Here is a 22019-nt window from a genome sequence, read left to right on the forward strand (position 1 = left end):
GTCAGTTCACTTCTCTAGGAGGTCGGGCTGCTGCAATAGCTCGTTGATCGCGGCGAGGAATAGTGCGCCGCGGTGGCCGTCGCTGGCCCGATGGTCGGCCGCCAGCGTGGCTTGAACTGTGGTACCGATGCGGATTCCGCCGTCGACCGCGCACACTCGCTGCGCCGGCTTTCCGAATCCGACGAGAGCCACCTGCGGTGGGTAGATGACGCCAAAGACGGTATCGACGCCCTGATCGCCGAGGTTGGTGACCGTGATGGAGGGATCCGACATCTCCGAGCTGCGTAGCGAACCGGCCCGTGCACGGGCGACCAGGTCGGTGAGTTCAGCCATCAGATCGTCGAGATTCTTGTCGGCCACGTCGTGGATGGCGGGCGCGACGAGCCCGCCGCCGCGCAGCGAGATCGCCACCCCGACGTGGACCGCCGACGCGCCGTCGAATTTGTCGTCGCGCCAGAACCCGTTGAACTCTTTGAAGCGTTGCGCGGCCACAGCAACAGCTTTCAGTTGGAGTACCGCCGGCAGGATTCGCTCGGTGATGGGTCGCTCGGCGTTGCGATCGGCCAACCAGGTGAGCGTCTTGTCCAGCAGGATCTCGTCGGCGAGATAGTAGTGCGGGATCTCCCGCTTCGACCGACTCATCGCCGCTGCGATGGACCTGCGCATCTCGGCGCCGCGATCCTTGACGCTACGCTTGGCTTCCGGTGGCTTCGCTGCCGCGGCGGCGTGTTCGACGTCGCTGAGCGTGACAGCTCCCTGCGGGCCCGTCCCGGCGACGGCCTCGACGTCGACGCCCAGGGACAGCGCCAAGCGGCGCGCGGCGGGCGAGACCCACCGGCGATGCGCAGGCCGTGTCTCTGAGGGTGCGGCCGGCGCCATGACAGTGCGGACCGGCTCGCGTGGCTGCTCGGGGGCCCCGATTACTTCTGCTGGCGCAACGTGCTTTTCAGGGGCGGCCGCGGCGGATTCCGCGGTCTCACCGGGTTCGAGCAGGGTTGCCAGAGCTGTTCCGACTTGGACGGTTTCACCGACCGGTACCAGCAGCTCGTGCACGGTGCCTTCGTGCCAGCATTCGACTTCCACCGCGGCCTTGGTGGTCTCCACCACCGCGACCACCTGTCCGCGGGTGACGGTGTCACCCGGCTTGACGAGCCACTCGTTCAGCGTGCCCTCGTCCATGTCGGACCCGAGCGCGGGCATCTGGAACTGGATCATGATGCATCACCCAAGAGGCCCTTGACGGCCGCCACGATCTTGTCCGGCTGTGGCAAGGCGGCTTGTTCGAGGTGTTTGGCGTACGGCATCGGGACTTCGGCACTGCACACCCGTGCCACCGGTGCGTCGAGGTCGAAGAATGCGTTCTCGACGATGCGTGCGACGATCTCTGCCGCCAGACTGCCCGATTGCCAGGCTTCGTCGACCACGACCGCCCGATGCGTCTTGCGGACAGATTCGATGATCGTGTCGGTATCCAGGGGGCGCAATACGCGCAGATCGATGACCTCACAGTCGATGCCGGCCAAGGACAGCTCGTTGGCCGCGTCCAAGGCTTTGGGCAGGCAACCGCCGTAGGTGATCAACGTGACGTCAGATCCGGACCGACGGATCGCCGCGCGGGAAATGTCGGTCGCAGTCAGGTTCTCGGTGTCCGTTGCGGTGTTGTAGAGCTGGACATGCTCGAAGATGATCACCGGATCGGGGTCGGCGAGCGCGGTGCCGAGCATGCCGTACGCATCCTGGACCGTCGCCGGCGCAACCACTTTGATGCCGGGGATGTGGGCGTACCAGCATTCCAGGCTGTGTGAATGCTGGGCGGCCAGCTGCCGGCCGGCACCTGTGGCCATCCGCACGACCAACGGGACCGAGAACTGCCCGCCGGACATATGTCGCAGCGCGGCAGCGGTGTTGACGATCTGGTCGAGGGCCAGCAGGCTGAAGTTCACGGTCATGATTTCGACGACGGGCCGCAGGCCGCCGAGCGCCGCGCCGATTCCGACACCGACGAATCCCAACTCCGACAGTGGGGTGTCTCGGACCCGTTCGGGACCGAACTCGTCGAGCAGCCCCTTGGAGACCGCATAGGTGCCGCCGTAACGTCCCACGTCCTCGCCCATCAATATCACGCGCGGATCGTCCTGCAGTGCGTCCCGGAGCGCGTCATGCATGGCGGCGCGGTATGTGGTCTTCATCGGACACTCTCCTGTGCGGGGGTCAGCACGTCGCGTTCGAGATCCTCAACGCTTTCCCAGGTCCCGGCATCGGCGAAGGCGGCCGCCTCGGCGACTTCGCGGTCCGCGGCGGCTTCGATCGCTGCGATGTCCTCCGCCGTGATGTGGCCTTCCTGGAGGTGTTTGTCGCTGAACATCCGGATCGGGTCGCGCTTGCGCCACTCCTCGACTTCGTCCTTGGCGCGGTACAGCTCGGGATCGAACATCGAATGCGCGCGGAATCTATAGGTGCGGAACTCGATGAAGAACGGTCCGCCGGCGCTCTGAATGTATTCCGCGCCGTACTGCGCGGCATTGAGGCAGGCCGTCACGTCCATTCCGTCCACCGCCAACGTGGGCACCTTGTAGGCCGCTGCCTTTGCGGTCAGGTCGGTCTGCGACTGGGCACGGTCCAGTGCCGTACCCATCGCGTACAGGTTGTTCTCACAACAGAACAGCACCGGTAGCTGCCACAGCGCGGCGATGTTCAGCGACTCGTGGAACGCGCCCTCTGCGACCGCTCCGTCACCGAAGTAGCAGGCGGTCAGACTGTTTCGATGTTCGACGGCGTCGGACAATCCGAGGCCGACGGCTATCGGCAGTCCGCCTGCGACGATCGCGTTGCCGCCGTAGAAGCGGGTGGCGGCGTCGAAGAGGTGCATGGAGCCGCCCCTGCCGCGCGAGCAGCCCTCCTGCTTACCGAACATCTCCGCCATGATCGAGGTCATCGGGATGCCGCGCAGCAGCGCGTGTGCGTGTTCGCGATAGGTTGCCACCACCGCATCGTCGGGGCCCAACGCGCGCAACGTGCCTGCGGCCACCGCCTCCTCACCGACGTACAGGTGGAGGAACCCCCGAATCTTGCTCGCGCTGTACAGTTCTGCGCACTTTTCTTCCATGCGGCGCACCCGAATCATGTCGGAGAGCAAGCCCAGCACAAGGTCGCGGTCGGTCATGATCGGACCCCCGCTGCGTGGGGTTCGGCCGTCGATTCCACAGTGGAGGTGTCGCCCTCGGGCAAACCCAGCTCACGCGCTTTCAGCAGCCGCCGCATGATCTTGCCACTGCGGGTGTGCGGTAGCGAGTCGACGAACTCGATCTCCTTGGGCGCCACCGCGGCGCCGAGGCGTTTGCGGGCGTGTCCGAGCAGATCCAGTCGCAGTTCGTCGCCGGCGGAGAACCCGTCTTTGAGCGCGACAAATGCTTTCACCACTTCACCGACGGTCGGATCCGGCTTCCCGATCACCGCCGCTTCGGCCACTGCGGGATGGTCGGTCAACGCGTTTTCCACCTCGAACGGCCCGATCAAATGGCCCGCCGACTTGATGACGTCATCGGCGCGTCCGACAAACCAGAAGTACCCATCCGAGTCGCGCTTGACCAGATCACCGGTCAGGTAAAGGCCGTCGGCGAAGCACTTGCGATAGCGGTCGTCTTGATGCAGATACTCGCGGAACATCGAAGGCCACCCGGGCTTGAGTGCCAGTTCACCTTCGACGTCCGGCTCCGCGATCACCGAGACCGATCCGTCGTCTCGACGGTGAACGACGCACGCCTCAACGCCGGGAAGGGGCCGGCCCATCGAGCCCGGCTTGATGTCGAATGCGGGGGTGTTGGCGATCATGATTCCGCCGGTCTCGGTTTGCCACCAGTTGTCGTGAATCGGCAATCCCAGCACTCGTTGTCCCCACCACACCGCCTCGGCATTGAGGGGTTCGCCGACGCTGGCGATGAAGCGCAGATGCGGGAACTCGAACTGAGCCGCGAGCTCCGTGCCGGCCTTGATCAGCATCCGGATTGCGGTCGGGGCGGTGTACCACACAGACACCTTTTGCGACTGCAGGATGGTGTACCACCGTGTGGCATCGAACTCGGCCTCGTCGACGATCGACGTGACACCGTGCAGCAGCGGCGAGATCACTCCGTACGACATTCCGGTGACCCAGCCGGGATCGGCGGTGCACCAATAGATGTCGTCGGGATGCAGATCGAGGGCGTAGAGGCCGGTGAGGTAGTGCATCTGGACCGCGCCGTGTACGTGCAACGCGCCCTTCGGGGTGCCGGTGGTGCCGCTGGTGAAATGCAGCAGTGCTGGATCGTCGGGTGTGGTGCGTTCGATGGGGGCGTTGTCGTCGGCGCCATCCATCAGATGCCAGAAGTTCAGCGTCCCGCGCGCATCGTCGTTGTCCGTGGTGTCGTCCACGATGACGATGTGGCGCACCGACGGCAGCTGGTCCCGGATCTTGGCCAATTTCTTGTGATAGATCGCTTTGGTTGTGATCAGCACGTCGCACTCGCCGATGCCCAGCCGGGTAGCGATCGGCTCGGGCCCGAACGCCGAGAACAACGGTGACACGACGCTGCCGTTGCGCAGCGCGCCCATGATGCTGACGTAGAGCTCCGGTGAGCGGCTCATGAGCGTGAATACCCGGTCGCCCCGGCCGATTCCGAGCGACCGCAACACACTGGTGAACTGTCGCGTCAACCGGCCGAGGTCGGCGTAGGTCAGTTCCCTCGCGGTCACCATGCCGCCCGCGTCGGGCATCGACACGAATCGCAAAGCTGTGCGTGACGCCGCGGGCCCATCCTGATGACGGTCGACGGCCGCATACGCGATGTTGCAGGCTCCGGATCCCATGCCGACGCACGGCTCGGGCGCCGTCGACCAGCTGAACTCTCGGCGTGTTCGTTCGTAGTCGACGAAATTCGGGGCGACTTGCCAATCGCCGGCAACCTTGTGGATGACGGTCACTGTTCTAGCCCTCCGGTGCCGAGCCCGGCTCATTGCGCAGCGCGGGACCGATGTTCGCCATGATGCAGTCGATAAGTGCGTTGTAGGCCGACCCGTCATTCAGTAACCGGGTCGGCCCGTAGTGGAGGAGATAGGCGTCGACGCGACGATCGATCGGCCAATCGGAATAGATCTGTGAAGTGAACTCACTGCGGAGAAATCCCCATGCAACAATCTCGAGTTCCTCGTGATTGATGGTTTCGCGGTAAGTCGACGCCATTGTCGGCCCTCTCGATCGTGTGGGACGACACCATCGTCTCCAGCCGGTCGCCGCGACAATAGAGACGAAAGTCAATCGATGCACCGCTCGTAGTCCCAACAAGGAAGGACGCCCAGTTGGATGAATCTCCCTCCGCGCTGCCGGTTCTTCGTCGACGCAGCGCGGCCGGGACGTGTCATTGGTCCTCTGCCGAGGTTGCGCACGACTCTGGGCGCGTGAGCATCCGGGTGCCAGCATCGAAGAGTGCCTGATCACGCCATCGACTCGGTCCTCGACGTCGTGCGCCAGTTCAACAAGTACGTGTTGAATCCGGCGATGCTGCATCTGGCGGGTCGTAAACATTGGTATGCCAGTACCATTCGCCACGTTGGCCGGCATTCGGGCAAGAGCTACGTCACACCGGTTTTGGCGGATCCGACGGCGGCCGGATTCATTCTTCCGTTGCCTTACGGCACCGGCGTCGACTGGCTTCGCAACGTGCTCGCGGCCGGCCAGGCAACGATCACATCCGCCGGCCGAACCTACGACGTCGTCGCGCCGGAGATCATCGACGCCGCCTCGGCCGCACCGAAGCTCTCACCGCGACGGCGCCGGGGCTTCCGGCGGTTGGGCATCGACAAATTCCTTGAAGTCACGACGGTGAAATAGTCGGGGCCATGCTCTCTGCGCGCTCCTTAAGCCCTCGGAGCATGGCACGCGTCATGAAAGCCCTTGCCGGGCTGGTTAGTTCGGCGCCCAACACCGCCCCGGGCTGGCGCAGCGGTACCCGGGTCCGAATGAGAAGCCGGGTACGGTCGTCACCCCACGGGATCACGTTCAGCGACCACACTGCGTCCCAGAAATTGTCGCTGCCCGCCGTTCTCAACACGATCGACCTCTCCGCATCGACATCGACGACTGTCACGACGATCCCGTCCTTCAATCCGCACCAACCTCTCGGCGCCAGGCGAACGGTTTCGCCCTCGGAAAGGTGTTGCCACTCGGGGTGAATCCGATCGGCGACGTGGTGGGTCAGCCCGGTCAAGGCCTGCAACTTCTCGTAGCCATAGAGTCCGGCACGGTCCTGACCGATCTGGATCAGCCATGGCCACACCGCCTCCGGCGGCCTGTTGATCGTCACGCCTTCAGTCGTCACTACCGCGGGTTGTCCTACCAGGTCATCGCCAGGCAGCGGCATCGAGCACTCGTCCTTGGTGGTGCCCCAGTTACGGAAGAACTGTCTGGCCGCGATCAGCGTCGCGGCGGTGACACCCAGGCGAATCATCGCTGTCTTCCCGGCCCGACGGTTACTCATCGGCGCGCCACGATCACCGGTACCTCGGCGGCGTGGACGACCGCTGTGCTGACCGATCCCAGCAGCCTCGTCATGACTCCGCCACGGCCGTGGCTGCCAACGACCACCAGTTGGGCCGACCGGGACTGTTCGACCAATTGCCGCGCCGGTTCGTCACATGCGACGACACGGCACACGGTGACGTCGGGATAACGCTCCCGCCATCCTGCGAGTCGCTCCGCCAAGAGTTCGACAGCCTCTGACTGGACTATCGACCAGTCGGGGACGCGGAAGCCCAACATCTTGGTGTCACTCCAGACATGCAGAGCAACGAGCTCGACTCCACGCCGCGACGCTTCGTCGAATGCGATCGCCGTTGCGGCCTCTGAAGCCGGCGAGCCGTCGATACCAACGACCACCGGCGCCAGTGCAGGGACCTTGAGCGGGTCGTGGGGGATGACGGCAACCGGGCAGTGCGCGTGATGGATCAGCGTGGTACTGACCGAGCCGAGCAGGACTCGGGTGATCGTGCCGTGGCCGCGGCTTCCGACCACGACCATGTCGGCGTTCTCAGACATTGCGACCAACGTCGGCGCTGCTGGTCCGGTCAGCATCTCGGTGGTCACTTCGACCGACTCCGCATGCTGTGTGCTTTCTTCGACGGTCTTGAGAGCCTCGATGAGCGCCTTGCGGGCCTCTTCTTCCTGCCACTGCAGATAGCTGTCCGACATGACCGGTATGCCACGGATCGTGGTCCCCATCGTCGGGTTCACCACAGTGACTACCGTCAGGGTTTCGTTGCGTGTGGCCGCTTCGCGCGCCGCCCATCTGACGGCGGTCCTTGCGGCCGTGGAGCCGTCGACGCCCACCACGATTCCACGATGCGCCGCACGTGCGGTCATTTCTGCTCCGAACCCCGTTCGCGGGACACCCGAATCCCCTTGTGCGAGCTACGGTTAGCTGTGATATTCGGGATCAGAGCGCTGTCGTGACCGGTCGTGGTCACCGTTGCGTGAGGCGCGACGGCGACGGCGTCATCTGACGCGACTGACGGCAACTCGATCACCTGCCCTCCTCGATCTTTCGTCTCACATCCTTTCTCGGCAGGGTTGCATCGGTTAGGGGACAAAGTCACCTCGGGCAGTGCCCGGCGCCATCACCCCTTGGAACCGTGACAGCACGACCCGGGGAGTGTCGAAAGATGTTCTGTGGGCTGGAGTCGGCCGAGCGGGACACACGACGAATTTCGCTGTGGGATAAGCGAACTTATCCTCAGTCCCGGTCATTCGGCTTGCTGTGACGCATCGCGCCGCCGCGCCGGATGGGTCTCGAGGCAGGGCAACAGCCCGTCGCCGCTCGTGGGCGTGTTTTGCTGCGTTACGCGATTGGCGGGCCGCCTCACCGCACCGGGCAGCGACGCGGCCGGACAGCCAATACCCGCCAGGCCGTCACGCAGCCGTTGGTGCCGGCTATCTGCACCGGCCCGAGGCCTGCGGCGACATTTCGCCGAAACTCACGGCTGGTCACCCTGTTGGGGGCAAGATCACAGTGTCACAATCCGGTAAGCAGAACCGGACAGGGTACGGGACGGGGTCGACCGATCAGCGAGAATAAACCCGGGTCGCAATTCGGTCGAGAGCGTTCGGGGGATGTGCGCCGGATTCATGATCAGCTCGATGAGCTGGCGGCCGACCGCGACCAAATGGGCCTGCTACTGCAACTGGCGATCGAGATCAGCTCCGATCTCGAGCTGGATCCGACGTTGCACCGCATCATCAGTGCAGCGTTGACCTTGACCGCAGCGCGTTACGGCGCAATCGGAGTATGGGGTCCCGACGGGACCCTGACCTCGTTCGTCCACGACGGGATGGACGACCCCACGGTTGATCGAATTGGTCACCTCCCGGTCGGCAAAGGAATCCTGGGTGCGCTGCGGGAACGAAGTGAGCTGTTACGCCTCGACGATCTGACGCAGCACCCGGCGTCCGCCGGCTTTCCCGACGGGCACCCGCCGATGCGCGCGTTCCTGGGAATACCGATCCGAGTTCGCGACCAGGCCTTCGGCAGCCTCTACGTGGCCGACGACCGCCCAGGGCGTGCCTTTACCGAGTCCGACGAGGTGACCGCGCGTGCACTGGCGTCGGTTGCCGCGGTCGCCATCGACAATGCCCAGCTCTTCGACGCCACCCGATTGGCAGCGTCATGGACGAGTGCAAGTCGCGAAATCACCGCCACCGTCCTGGCCGACGGGCAGCCCATCCTCAGGCCGTTGCAGCTGATCGCCGAGCGTGCGCGCGAACTCACCGGTGCAGAGCAGGCCATTGTGCTCGTCCCCGAGGATGCCGACCAGCCTGACGACGAGGTGGACATGCTTGTGGTGTCTGCCGCAGTGGGCCGATATGCCGACGACGTACTCGGCCAGCGCATACCGGTCGACGGCTCGACCACCGGCTCGGTGTTTCGCTCAGGTGAGCCGTTGATCACCGAGACCTTCCGCAAGCCGATCCAGGCTTTCACCGACGTTGGCGAACGTCCGGCGATCGTCGCGCCGTTGTCCGCGGACGGGCACAGCCTCGGGGTGCTTGTCGTGGCACGCAACGTCAATGCTTCGCATTTCACCGACGAATACCTCGACCTCGTGCGGGACTTCGCGGGCCATGCCGCAATCGCCCTGACGATCGCCCGGGCACGCCAGTACACCGCTGAGCTCGCCCTGCTCAGCGATCGGGAGCGCATCGCGCACGACCTGCACGACCAGGTGATTCAGCGGGTGTTTGCCGTCGGATTGGACTTGCAGGGCGCGATCGCCCGGGTCAAAGACCCGGAGTTGGCGCAGCGGCTATCGCGGTCGGTCGATGCGCTGCAGGCTGTCATCACCGAGATCCGCTCGACCATCTTCAATCTCAAGCATCCTGCGGACTCGGCAGGGGGGCTGGCGGCGCGCATTCACACCGTCTTCGAGCAGCTGACAAACAACCGGGACGTTGCGGCAACGCTGAACCTCAGCGGCCCGTTGAGCGTTGTCGCCGCTGAACTCGCCGCCCACGCCGAAGCGGTGGTCACCGAAGCCGTGAGCAACGCCGTGCGCCACTCCGGCGCCGGTCGGATCACGGTGAGCGTGGCCGTCGGTGACGACCTGAGCATCGTGGTGACCGATGACGGCAGTGGGATACCGCCCGACAACACGCGCAGCAGCGGCTTGCGCAATCTCGCCCGGCGCGCGGAATCCGCGGGGGGTATTTTTCGAATCGTTCAGCCCGAATCCGGTGGCACGCAATTGGTATGGCGGGCTCCGCTAGCAGCGGAATGACTCGAACGCTTGACCAGTCACCCCGTGGCGCAGAACGTCCCACCTAGGGCGACTTGGCCGCGGTGATCGCGGCGAGTGTGTCGGCGACGTCGGCCTCGGCGTGGGCCTTGTCGAAGCCGAGCCGGTGCAGCGTGCCGTCGTCGGTCTCGGCCTCCATCAGAGCCAACAACATGTGCTCGGTTCCGATGTAGTTGTGGTTCAGGCGAAGTGCTTCACGGAAGGTGAGCTCAAGCGCCTTGCGAGCGCCCGCGTCGAACGGGATCAGAGCCGGCAGATCGGCGACTGGCGGCGGCAACGTGACGGCAGCGCGCACGGCGTCCGCGGTGATCTGCTGGGCGCGGAGCAGGGGAGTGGCCAGCGCGGCCGGATCGGTGAGCAGGCCGAGCAGCAGGTGGTCGGACGTGATCTCGGCGTTGGCCGCCTTGTGTGCGACGTTCTGGGCGGCGACGACGGCCGCGCGCGCCCGCGGGGTGAACCGGCTGAACCCTTGTTCCGGGTCGAGATCGTTGGCATCGAGATTCGTCATCTTCGGTACGAAGCGCTTCTGTGCCGCCTGTTTGGTGACGCCCATGCTCTTGCCGATGTCGGTCCAAGAGGCGCCGGACCGGCGGGCCTGGTCGACGAAATGCCCGATCAGATGATCGGCGATGTCACCGAGCGCCTCGGCGGCCAGTACGGCGTCGGCGAGTTGGTCCAGGGCATCGGTGTGGACTCGTTTGATGGCCTCGATCAGGTCGTCGAGCCGGACGGGATAGGCGATGCGGGCGCTGTCTTCCATGCGTCAACCGTAAGTTGACGGCGGCCATTCGTCAACTGGTGGTTGACGGTTTACTTCCCGTCCAGCGGGTACCCGCGCTGTATGCCAACGAGCGTTACGCGTGACATCGACGCGCCACGGGAACGAGTCTGGGAAGTGCTGGCCGACGGGTGGACCTACTCGCAATGGGTGGTCGGCAACAGCCGCATGCGCGCGGTCGACGCCGACTGGCCGGCGCCGGGCACCCGCATCCTGCACTCGATCGGCGTGTGGCCGGCGGTCATCAACGATGAGACCGTCGTGCTCAGCTGCACTCCGCAAGAGGAACTGGTGCTGTTGGCGAAGCTCGGTCCCGCAGGGGCCGCCCGGATCACCCTGCGGCTCAGCGACATCGACGGGGGCTGCCGCCTGGAGATGGCCGAGGTGGCGGTCGAGGGCCCGATGAAGTTCGTGCCCAACCGGATCCAGCTCGCCGGATTCTGGCCCCGCAATCGCGAATCCACCTGGCGGCTGGCAAACCTCGCCGCGGATCGCGAACCGGCTGAATTCGAACAGTCCTAGCTGGCGTCGCTGACCCGGAAGCAGTCCAGCGACGGATCAGTGGCGTCGGGAATCGCCACGCTCGCGGCCTTGCCGCGGCACAGGTAGTCGATCACGGCCTCGTTCAGACGCTCGCCGGGCACTGAGCTTTTGCGGTGGTCCTGAATCGCCTCCAACGACGGCGCTCGCGCTTGGTCGTAGAGGGCGCGTCCCCACGGCGCCGACGACGAATCGCTTTGCCCGCGCTTCCCGATTCCCCCACGGGCGGCGCACCGCGACATAAACTCGCGCCATGGCAGGCCCGCGCAAATCCGAAGAGCGGCCCGACGTGAGCAGGATCGACAACCGCGCGCCGTCGGTGCCGCGGATGTTCCTGGATCGTGTCGCGGCCACCCCGAACGCCGAAGCGTTCCGTTACCCCGAGAACGACGGGTGGACCAGTGTCACCTGGGCGCAGGTGGGTGAACGGGTCGAACTGATCGCTGCGGGACTGATCGCCCTGGGGATCAACCCCGAGGATCGGGTCGCTCTGGCGTCGGGGACTCGCTACGAGTGGGTCGTCGTCGACTTCGGCATCTTGGCTGCGGGGGCGGCCACGACGACGGTCTACCCGAGCACGAACGCCGAGGACACCGCGTTCATCGTGGCGAACTCGGGCAGCCGCGTTGTGGTGGCAGAGAACCAGTCTCAGGTCGACAAGCTGACCGCGAACCGTGCGGACCTGCCGGCCGTCGAGAAGGTGGTGATCATCGACGGCACGAGCGACGACGACTGGGTGATCACGCTCGACGATCTCGAGCAGCTGGGCAAGCAGCTTCTGGCCGACAATCCCACCGCCGTGACCGAGCGGATCGACGCGATCCCGCCCGAGCAGCTGGCCACCCTGATCTACACCTCCGGTACCACCGGCAAGCCGAAGGGCGTGCGGCTGCACCACGAGGCGTGGACCTATACCGCGGCGGCGCTGGATTCGCTGCAGGTCTTGTCTGACAAGGACCTCAACTATCTTTGGCTGCCGCTGGCACACTCGTTCGGCAAGGTGATGCTGGCCATGCCCCTGGTGATGGGGTTCCCAACCGTCATCGACGGTCGGGTGGACAAGATCGTCGAGAACCTGGCAATCATCAGGCCGACGTTCATGGGTGCGGTGCCGCGCATCTTCGAGAAGGTGCACGGCCGCATCACCGAGACGATGGCCGAAGAGGGCGGCGTAAAGAAGCGGCTCTTCGACTGGGCCAGTGACGTGGGGCTGGAAGTCTCTCGCGCCCGGCAGGCCGGCCACCGGGTCGGACCCCTGCTGGCGTTGCAACACAAACTTGCCGACCGATTGGTGTTCAACACGATCCGGCAGCGATTCGGTGGGAGACTGCGGTTCTTCATCTCCGGGTCGGCGGCACTGGACCGCGACATCGCACAGTGGTTCGACGCGGTCGGCACGATCGTCCTGGAAGGGTACGGGCTGACCGAGACCTCGGCGGCGTCCTCGCTGAATCGCTTGCACGCCTACCGGTTTGGCACGGTCGGTTGGACGTTGCCGTACACCGACGTCAAGATCGCCGCCGACGGTGAGGTGCTGCTCAAGGGACCGGGCGTCATGAGCGGATACCACGACCTGCCCGAGGCGACGGCCGAGGCCATCGATTCCGACGGCTGGTTCCATACGGGTGATATCGGGGAACTCGACGCCGAGGGCTTCTTGCGGATCACCGATCGCAAGAAGGACATGTTCAAGACCTCGCAGGGCAAATACGTGGCGCCCTCAGCGATCTCGGCCGCCTTCAAGGGTATCTGCCCGTTCGCCAGTGAAATCATCATCTACGGCGAGGGCAAGCCCTACTGCGTCGCGCTGGTGAGCTTGGATGCGGAGTCCATCAAGGAGTGGGCCGACCGAAATGGCTTGGAGGGTAAATCCTTTGAAGAGGTCGCCCGCGACGAGAAGACCAGGAAAATGGTCGAAGGGTACGTGGAAACTCTCAACAAGCATCTCAATCGCTGGGAGCAGGTCAAGCGGTTCGCGATCATCGATCGCGAGTTGACCGTCGAGGCAGGCGATCTGACACCGAGCCTGAAACTCAAGCGCAAGTCGGTCGTGGAGAACTTCCACGACAACATCGACGAGCTGTACGGCTGACCGTGAGGCGTTGCGGTGCGTTGCTGGCCGCGACGTGGGTGACCGCCGCCCTGCCGTTCGCGTTGGCGCCCGCGCGCGCCGACGTCCCGGTGCCGCAGGCCGGGGCGCCGTGCCCGGCGGATCTCGCGGACGCGATGACCCGACTGCCCAATGTCGGTGAATTCCTGGTGTGCCAGGAGTCCGGCAGTTGGGCGCCGGTTCTCGATCCGTTCGATCCGGTCAGTCGCTGGCTGAGCTATGGCTCCGGAATCACGTTGCACGGCCAGGGGTTTCGTAACCCGAACCTGCGCTCGGGGCGCTGGACCGCTACGCCGCTCAACCCGGGCGCGGTGTGCGGTGCCGATCAGGTCACCGTGATCGGCCCGGGAGAGCTTGCGCCTGTTGTGTCTTCGCGCGGTGATGCGGGCCGGCCTCTGCAGTTCGCTGTGCTGCCCAAGCTGTTCACCATCACCTTGAACGGCGACTGTCTGTGGTCCGAGGATCAGCCCCCGTGGACGGGATAGGCACGTGTTTCGACTGACGGTTCAGGACGTCTTCGTCATCAAAAATCGCGGTCTTGTCGCAACGGGTCGCGTCGAGCAGGGTCAGATCGCGGTCGGCGACGAGGTGCGGATCAACGGCACCCGTGCGGTCGCCATCGACGCGATCGAAAGCTTCCGCAAGAAGGTGGACGAGGCGGTCGAAGGCGACAACGTCGGGCTGCTGTTCTCGCGTTTCGGCCGTGGCGACCTTTCGCCGGGTGACGTGCTCACCACGGGCGCGGTAGAGCCGGCTTCGGGTGGCGTCGAGATGAGGTTGTAGACCAAGTGGTCCCCAGGGGCGGGGGGCCGGTGGCCCAAGGGGGTGGCCACTTCGCGTAGCCCGCCCCTGGAGACCCGCTTGTGACGGTCGAACTCCGGTGTGATCGAACCGGGCCCCGACCGGTCGGCTGTGGTTTCAGCGTAATCAGAACCGTACGACAAACGCGGCGGTCAGCGTCCACTTTCGCCTAAAAATTGACGATTAGGTAAGGGTGTGCTGTGGGCTGGAGATAGTCACTGCCAGCTCACCGGCAATTCGGGGAGCCCGTGCGACAAGGAATGGAACCCGGTCGTCATGGTCGCTGGATCGGCACACAGCCGCAGCGTCGGGAAGCGGGGGATGAGCTGCGAGTAGACGGTCTTGAGTTCCAGTCGTGCAAGCGCCGCGCCAACGCAGTAATGCAGGCCGTATCCGAAGCCGACGTGGGCCGCGCCGGTGCGGGACAGGTCTACCCGGTCGGGGTCGGCGAAGAACGCGGGGTCGTGGTTGGCCGCACCCGGGTCGAGTAGGACCAGATCACCCTGGCGGATCATCACGCCGTCGGCGTCGATGTCCGCGCGGGCATAGCGCGGCACTCCGACACCGCCGGTCATGCCCGCGCGCAGGATCTCTTCGACCGCCTTGGGGATGAGATCTGGATGGTGCAGCAGGTCGCGCCATTGATCGGGATTGCTCAGTAGCACCAACGAACCAACCCAGATCTGCGTCACCGTGGTTTCGTGCCCGGCGAAGAGCAGCTGCATTGCCAGGGTGGCGATCTCGAAGTCCGTGAGGTCGGGCTCGTCGCACAGCCGGGAGATGACGTCGTCGGCGGGGTGGGCGCGCTTGGCGTTCACCAGTTCCATGCCGTAGCCGAGGAGGGATTCGAGTCCCTTGAGCGAGACGGCGTCGTCGGGTGAGAAGGCGGCGTCGTCGACCCAGAGCCGAAAGCGGTCCCGGTCGGCATACGGAACGCCGAGCAGATCGCAGATCACCAGGATCGGCAGCGGCTGAGCCAGGGCGGTCAGCAGGTCGGCCGGTGATCCCTGGCGTTCCATGTCGTCGAGCAGGTCGGCGCACAGGCCCTCGACCTTCGGCTGTAGCGTGCGCATGTGGCGCGGGCCGAAGTGCGGCTGCAGTAGTTGGCGCATGCGGGCGTGGTCGGTCGGCTCGGATTCGAAATCGCCTATGGGGCCGCCGAACAATGCCGAGGTTCGGCTGCGCGGTGCATTGGCCGGATCGCGGTGGGTGCGGCCAAGGCGTTCGTCATCCATCAGCCGGCGCACCAGCGAGTAGCCCGTCACCAACCACGCCTCGTCGCCGACCGCGGTGAGGACTTTGTGTATTGCTCCGGTGTCCTGTAACGCGAGCAGGTCGCCGGGGGAGCGCAGTGGATGACTCTGACGGAACGGCAGCTGCGCGGGAGCGGTCATGGTTGGAGCGTACGACCGTCGGCGATGCGGCGGAATCATTTTTGAGACCATTGGTCTTGTGCTCGATATGGCGTCGACGGAGTCGCATGAATCGCGCTCGCCGCAGGCGAAAGGCGGCCGGTCGGCCGCTACCGGCTCTACGATTGAGCCGTGGCTCACATGGATCGGCGCGGCCTGAGCACACTCCTCGGTTTGTGCGGAGCGTCGGCTGCGACCGCCCTGTGTCTTCCCGTCGCTGCGGCCGCCGACCCCGCGTCCTGGAACGGCGAGTACGCGATCACGTTCATCGTTGGTCCGAAAGCCGGCACGAGTATGGCGGCCGGTCAGCCCGAGCAGCAGCACACCGAAACCTATGGACTTCAATCGAGCTGTACGAGTGGAAAGTGCACTGCCACCATCACAAGCGGTCCTGCGCCGAGCAACCCGACAGTTCCGCAGCCTGTTCGGTTCACCTGGGATGGTTCGTCGTGGACGCAAGCCAGCGACTTCCAGTGGGAGTGCATGATGCCCGACGGGACGAGCCAGTGGAATCCAGCCCACGCCGAGGTGCGATACACGCCTCAAGCTGACGGGTCCCTCGCCGGCACGATGCACACCGAAATCCTCACTGGCGCGTGCCAGGGCACGGTCGACATGAACATGACCGCTGAGCGCACCTAGATTCCCGTTGTCTCGAGTAGGTGAGAAGAAGGATCGACCTGGGCGCTCAAAGATCTCAATGGCGTTCGCACCGGGGCCACGCGGGCGGAGCCCGAATTCTGCTACTGAGCTGCACAAACTCTGGTGCGCGATACTGGGATTGAACCAGTGACCTCTTCCGTGTCAGGGAAGCGCTCTCCCGCTGAGCTAATCGCGCGGGGTAGATCTCTTGGAGGTGGAGACGGGAATCGAACCCGTGTGCACGGCTTTGCAGGCCGTTGCCTCACCACTCGGCCACTCCACCGTTGGGTCTGATGCCGCACTTGCACCTTCGAGCGGATGACGGGATTCGAACCCGCGACCCTCACCTTGGCAAGGTGATGCGCTACCAACTGCGCTACATCCGCGCGCTTCGGACGAGATCGTCGCCCGCTGCGAAGCACGACAATAGTCGACGCAAGCGAAGCCACACAAATCCCCACTGTTCACGTGTGTTGGCGCTGGCGCATTCCGGGCCGATGGCTTCGCCGTGCTAGTGTTCCTGGTCGGCGAATCGCCACCGTCACGGTGCGCGCGCACGGGGTCTCGTAGCTCAGTGGGAGAGCGTCCGCCTCACACGCGGAAGGTCGCTGGTTCGATACCAGCCGGGACCACCACTTAAAAGCCCAGATCAGAGGGCATATTTTCGGCCAGTCGGCACCTCAAGAAACCGCGATCGCGAGATCGATAGGGCCAAAATAGGGCCAACCCGTCAGGGGTGATCGACCTGCCGGTCGTCGAGCGCATCGAGAGCCGACGCCACGTCGTCGAGTTCGTCGTCGTAGAGATCGGCATACGTATGGGCGGTCACGGTGATCGATGCGTGGCCCATCGTCTTCTGCAGCAGGCGCAGATCCGCTCCGGCTCTTCGTGCCAATGACGCGTAGGTGTGCCGCAGATCGTGCACGCGCAGCGTGGGCCGGCCGAGCTCGACGATCGACTCCCGCCAGCGCACGGAGCGCTTCCAGTTCTCCAGGCCGAGCCGTGAGCCCTGGGGCGAGGTGATCGCCGGTTCGCCCGGGCGTCGTCCCGCCAGACGCTGCTCCAGGATCGGCACGACGCGTTGGGGGATCGGGATAGAGCGGCGGCCGGCGGCTGACTTCGGATTGCCCTCGACAAGCTTGCCGCCGACCTGGGTGATCGAACGCCGGACGCGAATCCGGCGCGCCGTGAGGTCGACGTCCTCGACGTTGAGACCGGTCAGTTCGCCGAACCGCAGCCCTGTGTAGGCCAGCAGCGCCACGATGTCACCGTTGTCGCCACAGATCAGTGTGAGTGCTGCGACCTCGGGGGCGGTGAGATACGTGTGCGTGGTTTGGCGCATAGGTGGAAACTTGGTGCGCGCGGCGGGATTTCGGCCGAGAAGCTGCCCGTCGTCGGCGGCATGGTCCAGGCACATCTTGAGCACCGAGTGATACCAGCGCAGCGTGCGGGGGCTCAGGCCGTCGGCGGCCATCTCGTTGACCCACTTCTGAATCGACTGGTGGTCGATCTTGTTGACCTGCCATCCGCCGAACCGTGGTTGCAGCCGCAGCCGCCAGATATCTTCATATCCCCGCCGCACCTTGGGGCTCAGGTCGAGCCGGGACGGAAGCCACGCTGCATAGACCTCTGCCAAGGTGATTCGCCCGGCCCGGGGGTCGACGACGTCACCGGACGCGGTCTTGGTGACGATCGCCGCTTCGAAGATGCGCGCCTCGCGTTCGGTCTTGAAGGTTTTGCGGCGTTTTGACCGGTCAGGCAGTCGCCATTCGACGTCGAATCGGGGGCCGAGGCGGGTTTCACGGCGAATGATAGCCATGGTGAACTCCATCAACAGGGTTGTGCTGCACAGTGTTCCATCCACCACCGACAGAAATCGGTGTGACGTAGCCCGTTGTGGATGATTGGGCTCCTGTGCATGCGCGATGCGTGGCGCGAGGCCTACACGCGCGTGGAATCCAGCCAGTCCTGCACGTCTTTCAGCGCCCAGCGCCGATGCCGGTCACTGAGCCGCAAGTGATGTGGGCCGGGGGCGTTGATGCCGCGTTCCCGCTTGGCCGCCCAATCGTGAAGGGTTGATACCGGCACGCCAGTAATCTCTCGAACCTGTTGTGCTGTAAGCATTTCCCTTCCGTCATCGATAACGCTCACGATGCTCTCCTCATCCAGGCTCCCCGCAGTGGGCGGCCCCTACCGTCATCATGTGGCCGGTTTGGGGCTTATGCAGCATCGGTCCGGGAGAAGTTTTGGCGCGCGACACCACCCGCCGGGTGTCGATGTCTCCTCAATAGGGTGGGCCAAACCCCGTAAAGTGTATTACACTTTACGGGGTGCGGATCGACATCGAACCCAGCGCCAGGGATCACCTGATCACCGACGCCGAGATCCGCGCTGTCATCACCTACCCCGAACTACGACTGGGCCTGGTCGCTCGCCGGCCCAATGCCGATCTCACCCTCTATGTCGGCCGCGCCGACGACAACCAACCGCACATCGAAGTCATCGCCGACCGGATCGCACCTGAACACCTCGTCGCCTTCCACGCCATGATGCTGCGACGCAAGCTCGTCGCGCAGCTCCGGCTCGATGCCTACCTCACACCTGATTTCGCTCCGCAACGTCGCAAACCCCGGTCAACCAAGCCGAAGGAGGCCACACCATGACCGCTCGCCGCCGCACAAGTGCCGATTACGCGGACATGGCCGACGACTACGCGGCCCACCCACCGACCATCGACGAAGTCACGTCGGTCGAAGTCAGTCCCGCAGTTCTCCGGAAAGGTCGCCCCGCCAAAGGGACGCCGGCGGCTGGCAAGACTCCGGCGCTGCCGATTCGACTCCCCGAGAGCATTCGAACCGAGATCGAGCACCGGGTCCAGGCGGGTGAGTCGGACTCGGCATCCGAACTCATTCGACAGGCCATCGTCGAGTACTTCGACAACCATCCCGTCGGATCGCATTAGCTTTCGGGCGCTGGGGTCCGTGGCGCCGATCCGACGGCCACCATTGTGCTCAACGGTGCGGCACCGTCCGTCAAGGCCGGCGCCGCTACGCGGTCGGCCGCGGGCCGAGCCGTGACCGACGGCGCCGTACCGCGCAGACCGGCTGGTGTCGGGAACGGCGGGTACTTGGACCATTCCACTAGAGCCCTTTAAGGGGGGACGTAGCCGACACAGGTTGATAGCGGACGTGATCACACGTTCTCTTGACTTCCGGTGTTTCTAAAAGTCAAGACTGGCGCGGGTGTGTGGGAATCGAAGGCGCGTACGGAACTTGTCGATTTCTGTTGTGAGTTGGCTGCCGATTTCTTGGAGCGTGGATCGTCGCTGCCCTGGGTAGTTGCGAAGCGCGATGTAGGCCGCGGCGAGGAGCCGCGATGTGGTGAGAAGTTTGGTTGATGGGACGTCGCGGTTGATCACTTGCAGCAGGGTGGCGGCCCCGTCCGGGGCGCGGCTTACCCGGCGGAGGAGTTCGACGACCAGCGGTGAGGGCGGTCCCGGTGGGGCCATTTGCAGGGCGAACCAGTACATGTCGTACGAGGTGTGGTCGCGGTGGCGCCACCAGCGTTGTATCGCCTCGTCGCGAGCGGCTGCAGAGGATGTTGATTCACAGATCGCCGACGACAGCGACTTGGCTTGACACAGCGCGTCGGAGATACCCTGACCCGGCGTGAAGTCCTTGAAATGGCCAGCGTCTCCGGCCAGCGCCCAACCTGGGCCGGCCGACTCCCGAAAGTAGCTGTGCCAGTTCGCCATTACTCGCAGCGGTCCGTGACGCTCAGCGTTTCCCACGATGTCGTCGAGTTCGGGCCAACCTCGAACGGCATTACGGAAGTTAACTTCTCGGTTTCGAAGGAATTCTGTCGCTTCGCGATGGTCGACGGCGACGGCCGCCATGTACAGGCCAGAATCTGTGGGGCTGGCCAGATAAGCCAGATTGCCTCGACGCCCGATCCGCAGTCGGGGCTCCTGCGGCCCTGTGGCGAAATACCCCCACACCGGTATCCGGCCCGCCGGTTTCACCAAGTACTTGATGGCCGCAACCGACTTGGCCACAATCGACCCCCGGCCGTCGGCCCCGATCACCAACTGGGCATTCACGGATCCATCAGCAGTGTCGACGCCGATGACCCTGTCGTTGTGCGTGCGGACCCCCGTAACGCGGCAGCCTGTCCGAACGTCTACGCCGGCCTTCACCGCCACCTGCTGCAGCGTCTGATCGAGGATTGCTCGGCGTACGTTCAGTCCCGGAAACGCGTAGGCACCGTCGAGAGTGCCATCGATGCGGATGTCGTCAACGACAAGGCTGAACCGCTCCAACGGCGCCGCATCCCGTGCCAGTAGCGACTCGAACGCATTGAGTTCTGCGAGCACTCCCACGCCGCGGGGCTGAATCACGTGCGTGGACGGCGTCTCGCTGGGAAAGGCGGCTTTGTCCATCAGGCAGACCCGTAGGCCAGCGCGGGCCAAATACGTGGCGAGGGACGCACCAGCACAGCGGGCGCCGACGATGACGACGTCGAATGATTCCATCTGCGGTCCTCATGACAGCATCAACTTACCAACGGTAAGACTATCCATGAGCTGGAAACTTATCAATGGTCAAATCGAGTACGCGATATCATCCACGCATGTCTCCACAGGACGCTCAGCGGCACTACCACCACGGTGACCTGCGTGCGACCGCCGTTGCCGCGGCAGTCATCGAAGTGCAAGAGGTGGGCATCTCTGCTGCTTCGATGCGCCGAATTGCCAGACGGGCCGGCGTCACGCATGCAGCGCTTGCTCACCACTTCGTTGACAAAACTGGTCTATTCACCGCCGTCGCCACGGAAGGGTTTCGGCGAATGGCAGCGGCAATCAGCCCTGCCGCCGCTAGCGATCGGGGGTTTCTGTTCGGAGGGGCCGAGTACGTGAGGTTCGCGCTTGAGAACCCCGGCTTCTATGAAGTGTTGTTCCGGCCATCCCTGTGCAATCAGGATGACCCCGAGTTGAAGCAGGCCCGCACTGAGGCGTTCGACACCCTGTACGGAAGTGCCCGCCGAAGCTTGAAGAGCGTTGGCGACTCCGAGGTGGTCACCGAGGTCGACGTTGCCAGCCTCGCCATCGCCGGCTGGTCAATGTCCCACGGCTACGCGACGCTGTTCGCGACCGGAAACTTCGCCGATCGCCCAGCCGGCGATATTTTCCGCGGAGTCGAGCTCCTCGCCTCTCTGCTCGCCAGCGCGTCGCCCGGCTGATAACGACAGGTGCCAGCTCGAGATCCTCAGTCCACTGCGCCAACCGGCTCTGGCCGCAGTGGAGAGAGTTTGATGGCGCACGTCCGACTTGAGACGATTCGCAGGATTCGGAGGGGGCGCTACGACGTCTCGTGATGGCGAGCCTTGGAAAGCTGCTCGATTTCCCAGGCGATCACGTCGCTGAGTCGATACCGGACGTGGCGCCCGAACCGTGCGAACGGCGGACCGGCGCCTTTCGACGCCCACACGGCCGGGGTCTTCACCGGTACGCCGTAGCGGTCGGCAAGCTCCTGGCGAGAAATCCACCTCTCGACCGGCTCCTCCATAGCGACCTCTTTCTGCCTCACAGGAGTGATCCCTGATTCATCGTCGCTCGCGCCCCGGTCTTGAGCGACGTCGAACGCAATCGACATCGGGTGGACGCGAACCCCAAGTCCTGCGCTTGCTGGCACCCAGGCTTCCCCTTAAGCACTCCCGCACCTTCGATCGCCTACACTTGACCACTTCCCACCCGTTCCCATCGCTTCCCGTTGATCTTCAAAGCCATTGAGCGGCACAGCAATTCATCCGAAATCACCTCTAATAACTATGGCACATTTGCACAAGGGTGTGCGAGATTGGCGGTAGCGAACGTTTCGTTCGCCGCCCAGCGGTATTGAGCCCCGGGCGATCTCGGGTT

General features: G+C 64.6%; 23 protein-coding genes, 4 tRNA genes and 1 pseudogene. 11 read left to right on the forward strand and 17 right to left on the reverse strand.

Going from position 1 to position 22019, the window contains the following annotated elements:
* Positions 1-6 precede the first annotated feature (6 nt).
* The 5 genes from AB431_RS12205 to AB431_RS12225 are packed head-to-tail and all read right to left on the reverse strand — an operon-like array spanning position 7 to position 5218.
* On the reverse strand, positions 7-1215 hold the full coding sequence (locus AB431_RS12205; RefSeq protein WP_047330145.1) for a dihydrolipoamide acetyltransferase family protein: 1209 nt from the start codon (positions 1213-1215) through the stop codon (positions 7-9).
* Positions 1212-2189: an alpha-ketoacid dehydrogenase subunit beta gene (locus tag AB431_RS12210; RefSeq protein WP_047330146.1), complete on the reverse strand. Its 978-nt coding sequence runs from the start codon at positions 2187-2189 to the stop codon at positions 1212-1214. The genes AB431_RS12205 and AB431_RS12210 overlap by 4 nt, the downstream gene beginning before the upstream one ends.
* Complete coding sequence (pdhA, locus tag AB431_RS12215) at positions 2186-3163, reverse strand: pyruvate dehydrogenase (acetyl-transferring) E1 component subunit alpha (protein WP_047330147.1); 978 nt, start codon at positions 3161-3163, stop codon at positions 2186-2188. The genes AB431_RS12210 and pdhA overlap by 4 nt, the downstream gene beginning before the upstream one ends.
* The gene (gene acsA, locus AB431_RS12220; protein ID WP_082135656.1) at positions 3160-4992 is read right to left on the reverse strand and encodes an acetate--CoA ligase; all 1833 of its coding nucleotides are present in this window, start codon (positions 4990-4992) and stop codon (positions 3160-3162) included. The genes pdhA and acsA overlap by 4 nt, the downstream gene beginning before the upstream one ends.
* Positions 4964-5218 carry a hypothetical protein gene (locus tag AB431_RS12225; protein ID WP_047330149.1) on the reverse strand — a complete coding sequence of 85 codons (255 nt, stop codon included), beginning with the start codon at positions 5216-5218 and terminating at the stop codon, positions 4964-4966. Before AB431_RS12225 ends, acsA begins: the two co-directional genes overlap by 29 nt.
* A 315-nt stretch (positions 5219-5533) precedes the next feature.
* Here AB431_RS12225 and AB431_RS12230 point away from each other — a divergent pair, with 315 nt between their 5' ends.
* Complete coding sequence (locus tag AB431_RS12230) at positions 5534-5866, forward strand: nitroreductase (protein ID WP_235435925.1); 333 nt, start codon at positions 5534-5536, stop codon at positions 5864-5866.
* On the opposite strand, the gene AB431_RS12235 is transcribed toward AB431_RS12230, so the two are convergent.
* A complete protein-coding gene (locus tag AB431_RS12235; protein ID WP_047330151.1) occupies positions 5850-6512 on the reverse strand; it encodes an SRPBCC family protein in 663 nt (220 codons plus the stop codon). The two genes, AB431_RS12230 and AB431_RS12235, sit on opposite strands and share 17 nt — an antisense overlap.
* Entirely contained in the window at positions 6509-7393 is an 885-nt protein-coding gene (locus tag AB431_RS12240) for a universal stress protein (RefSeq protein ID WP_047330152.1), read from the reverse strand. The genes AB431_RS12235 and AB431_RS12240 overlap by 4 nt, the downstream gene beginning before the upstream one ends.
* Positions 7394-8193: 800 nt before the next feature.
* On the opposite strand from AB431_RS12240, the gene AB431_RS12245 reads away from it, so the two are divergent.
* A complete protein-coding gene (locus AB431_RS12245; RefSeq protein WP_235435926.1) occupies positions 8194-9801 on the forward strand; it encodes a GAF domain-containing protein in 1608 nt (535 codons plus the stop codon).
* A 43-nt stretch (positions 9802-9844) separates the two neighbouring features.
* On the opposite strand, the gene AB431_RS12250 is transcribed toward AB431_RS12245, so the two are convergent.
* Positions 9845-10579: a Clp protease N-terminal domain-containing protein gene (locus tag AB431_RS12250; RefSeq protein WP_047330153.1), complete on the reverse strand. Its 735-nt coding sequence runs from the start codon at positions 10577-10579 to the stop codon at positions 9845-9847.
* An 81-nt stretch (positions 10580-10660) separates the two neighbouring features.
* Here AB431_RS12250 and AB431_RS12255 point away from each other — a divergent pair, with 81 nt between their 5' ends.
* Positions 10661-11119 carry an SRPBCC family protein gene (locus AB431_RS12255; protein ID WP_047330154.1) on the forward strand — a complete coding sequence of 153 codons (459 nt, stop codon included), beginning with the start codon at positions 10661-10663 and terminating at the stop codon, positions 11117-11119.
* Here the strand turns inward: AB431_RS12255 and AB431_RS30390 are convergent.
* Positions 11116-11241: pseudogene (locus AB431_RS30390) on the reverse strand (ornithine decarboxylase); the annotation flags it as partial. The gene AB431_RS12255 and the pseudogene AB431_RS30390 overlap by 4 nt on opposite strands.
* A 149-nt stretch (positions 11242-11390) precedes the next feature.
* Here AB431_RS30390 and AB431_RS12265 point away from each other — a divergent pair.
* Genes AB431_RS12265 through AB431_RS12275 form a run of 3 tightly spaced genes read left to right on the forward strand, consistent with a single transcriptional unit; the run spans position 11391 to position 14030 of the window.
* Entirely contained in the window at positions 11391-13229 is a 1839-nt protein-coding gene (locus AB431_RS12265; RefSeq protein WP_047330156.1) for a long-chain fatty acid--CoA ligase, read from the forward strand.
* 2 nt (positions 13230-13231) lie between these two features.
* A complete protein-coding gene (locus AB431_RS12270) occupies positions 13232-13732 on the forward strand; it encodes a hypothetical protein (protein ID WP_047330157.1) in 501 nt (166 codons plus the stop codon).
* 4 nt (positions 13733-13736) lie between these two features.
* Positions 13737-14030, forward strand: a complete 294-nt coding sequence (locus AB431_RS12275) for an EF-Tu/IF-2/RF-3 family GTPase (RefSeq protein ID WP_047330158.1) — start codon at positions 13737-13739, stop codon at positions 14028-14030.
* Positions 14031-14263: 233 nt separating this feature from the next.
* On the opposite strand, the gene AB431_RS12280 is transcribed toward AB431_RS12275, so the two are convergent.
* Entirely contained in the window at positions 14264-15442 is a 1179-nt protein-coding gene (locus tag AB431_RS12280) for a cytochrome P450 (RefSeq protein WP_082135658.1), read from the reverse strand.
* A gap of 159 nt (positions 15443-15601) precedes the next feature.
* Here AB431_RS12280 and AB431_RS12285 point away from each other — a divergent pair, with 159 nt between their 5' ends.
* Positions 15602-16102 carry a hypothetical protein gene (locus tag AB431_RS12285; RefSeq protein WP_047330159.1) on the forward strand — a complete coding sequence of 167 codons (501 nt, stop codon included), beginning with the start codon at positions 15602-15604 and terminating at the stop codon, positions 16100-16102.
* Between the two features lie 121 nt (positions 16103-16223).
* Here AB431_RS12285 and AB431_RS12290 read toward each other — a convergent pair.
* From AB431_RS12290 to AB431_RS12300, 3 genes are all read right to left on the reverse strand, one after another.
* Positions 16224-16298 (reverse strand) — tRNA-Val (locus AB431_RS12290).
* A gap of 13 nt (positions 16299-16311) precedes the next feature.
* A tRNA-Cys gene (locus tag AB431_RS12295) sits at positions 16312-16385 on the reverse strand.
* Between the two features lie 30 nt (positions 16386-16415).
* Positions 16416-16488: transfer RNA gene (locus AB431_RS12300), tRNA-Gly, on the reverse strand.
* A 174-nt stretch (positions 16489-16662) separates the two neighbouring features.
* Between AB431_RS12300 and AB431_RS12305 the strand changes: the two genes are divergently transcribed.
* Positions 16663-16737: transfer RNA gene (locus AB431_RS12305), tRNA-Val, on the forward strand.
* Positions 16738-16832: 95 nt separating this feature from the next.
* Here the strand turns inward: AB431_RS12305 and AB431_RS12310 are convergent.
* Together AB431_RS12310 and AB431_RS29930 are read right to left on the reverse strand one after the other, a co-directional pair.
* Entirely contained in the window at positions 16833-17921 is a 1089-nt protein-coding gene (locus AB431_RS12310; protein ID WP_047333348.1) for a site-specific integrase, read from the reverse strand.
* A 122-nt stretch (positions 17922-18043) separates the two neighbouring features.
* A complete protein-coding gene (locus tag AB431_RS29930) occupies positions 18044-18253 on the reverse strand; it encodes an AlpA family transcriptional regulator (RefSeq protein WP_235435888.1) in 210 nt (69 codons plus the stop codon).
* A 179-nt stretch (positions 18254-18432) separates the two neighbouring features.
* On the opposite strand from AB431_RS29930, the gene AB431_RS12315 reads away from it, so the two are divergent.
* Together AB431_RS12315 and AB431_RS12320 are read left to right on the forward strand one after the other, a co-directional pair.
* On the forward strand, positions 18433-18765 hold the full coding sequence (locus AB431_RS12315; RefSeq protein ID WP_047330160.1) for a hypothetical protein: 333 nt from the start codon (positions 18433-18435) through the stop codon (positions 18763-18765).
* A complete protein-coding gene (locus AB431_RS12320; protein ID WP_200902717.1) occupies positions 18762-19064 on the forward strand; it encodes a ribbon-helix-helix domain-containing protein in 303 nt (100 codons plus the stop codon). Before AB431_RS12315 ends, AB431_RS12320 begins: the two co-directional genes overlap by 4 nt.
* 258 nt (positions 19065-19322) lie before the next feature.
* Here AB431_RS12320 and AB431_RS12325 read toward each other — a convergent pair whose 3' ends face one another.
* Positions 19323-20633 carry an NAD(P)/FAD-dependent oxidoreductase gene (locus AB431_RS12325; RefSeq protein ID WP_052960268.1) on the reverse strand — a complete coding sequence of 437 codons (1311 nt, stop codon included), beginning with the start codon at positions 20631-20633 and terminating at the stop codon, positions 19323-19325.
* A 98-nt stretch (positions 20634-20731) separates the two neighbouring features.
* Between AB431_RS12325 and AB431_RS12330 the strand changes: the two genes are divergently transcribed.
* Positions 20732-21340, forward strand: a complete 609-nt coding sequence (locus tag AB431_RS12330) for a TetR/AcrR family transcriptional regulator (protein WP_047330161.1) — start codon at positions 20732-20734, stop codon at positions 21338-21340.
* A 119-nt stretch (positions 21341-21459) separates the two neighbouring features.
* Here the strand turns inward: AB431_RS12330 and AB431_RS12335 are convergent, their stop codons facing one another.
* Positions 21460-21666, reverse strand: a complete 207-nt coding sequence (locus AB431_RS12335) for an AlpA family transcriptional regulator (protein ID WP_047333351.1) — start codon at positions 21664-21666, stop codon at positions 21460-21462.
* Positions 21667-22019 lie beyond the last annotated feature (353 nt).

The organism is Mycobacterium sp. EPa45, from assembly GCF_001021385.1.
Taxonomy (GTDB): Bacteria; Actinomycetota; Actinomycetes; order Mycobacteriales; family Mycobacteriaceae; genus Mycobacterium.

Bases quoted from the DNA above. Each gene is read 5' to 3' on its own strand.
- AB431_RS12205 (WP_047330145.1), bottom strand. From the start codon at position 1,215: ATGATCCAGTTCCAGATGCCCGCGCTCGGGTCCGACATGGACGAGGGC.
- AB431_RS12210 (WP_047330146.1), bottom strand. From the start codon at position 2,189: ATGAAGACCACATACCGCGCCGCCATGCATGACGCGCTCCGGGACGCA.
- pdhA (WP_047330147.1), bottom strand. From the start codon at position 3,163: ATGACCGACCGCGACCTTGTGCTGGGCTTGCTCTCCGACATGATTCGG.
- acsA (WP_082135656.1), bottom strand. From the start codon at position 4,992: ATGAGCCGGGCTCGGCACCGGAGGGCTAGAACAGTGACCGTCATCCAC.
- AB431_RS12225 (WP_047330149.1), bottom strand. From the start codon at position 5,218: ATGGCGTCGACTTACCGCGAAACCATCAATCACGAGGAACTCGAGATT.
- AB431_RS12230 (WP_235435925.1), top strand. From the start codon at position 5,534: ATGCTGCATCTGGCGGGTCGTAAACATTGGTATGCCAGTACCATTCGC.
- AB431_RS12235 (WP_047330151.1), bottom strand. From the start codon at position 6,512: ATGAGTAACCGTCGGGCCGGGAAGACAGCGATGATTCGCCTGGGTGTC.
- AB431_RS12240 (WP_047330152.1), bottom strand. From the start codon at position 7,393: ATGACCGCACGTGCGGCGCATCGTGGAATCGTGGTGGGCGTCGACGGC.
- AB431_RS12245 (WP_235435926.1), top strand. From the start codon at position 8,194: ATGGGCCTGCTACTGCAACTGGCGATCGAGATCAGCTCCGATCTCGAG.
- AB431_RS12250 (WP_047330153.1), bottom strand. From the start codon at position 10,579: ATGGAAGACAGCGCCCGCATCGCCTATCCCGTCCGGCTCGACGACCTG.
- AB431_RS12255 (WP_047330154.1), top strand. From the start codon at position 10,661: ATGCCAACGAGCGTTACGCGTGACATCGACGCGCCACGGGAACGAGTC.
- AB431_RS12265 (WP_047330156.1), top strand. From the start codon at position 11,391: ATGGCAGGCCCGCGCAAATCCGAAGAGCGGCCCGACGTGAGCAGGATC.
- AB431_RS12280 (WP_082135658.1), bottom strand. From the start codon at position 15,442: ATGACCGCTCCCGCGCAGCTGCCGTTCCGTCAGAGTCATCCACTGCGC.
- AB431_RS12285 (WP_047330159.1), top strand. From the start codon at position 15,602: ATGGATCGGCGCGGCCTGAGCACACTCCTCGGTTTGTGCGGAGCGTCG.
- AB431_RS12310 (WP_047333348.1), bottom strand. From the start codon at position 17,921: ATGGCTATCATTCGCCGTGAAACCCGCCTCGGCCCCCGATTCGACGTC.
- AB431_RS12320 (WP_200902717.1), top strand. From the start codon at position 18,762: ATGACCGCTCGCCGCCGCACAAGTGCCGATTACGCGGACATGGCCGAC.
- AB431_RS12325 (WP_052960268.1), bottom strand. From the start codon at position 20,633: ATGGAATCATTCGACGTCGTCATCGTCGGCGCCCGCTGTGCTGGTGCG.
- AB431_RS12330 (WP_047330161.1), top strand. From the start codon at position 20,732: ATGTCTCCACAGGACGCTCAGCGGCACTACCACCACGGTGACCTGCGT.
- AB431_RS12335 (WP_047333351.1), bottom strand. From the start codon at position 21,666: ATGGAGGAGCCGGTCGAGAGGTGGATTTCTCGCCAGGAGCTTGCCGAC.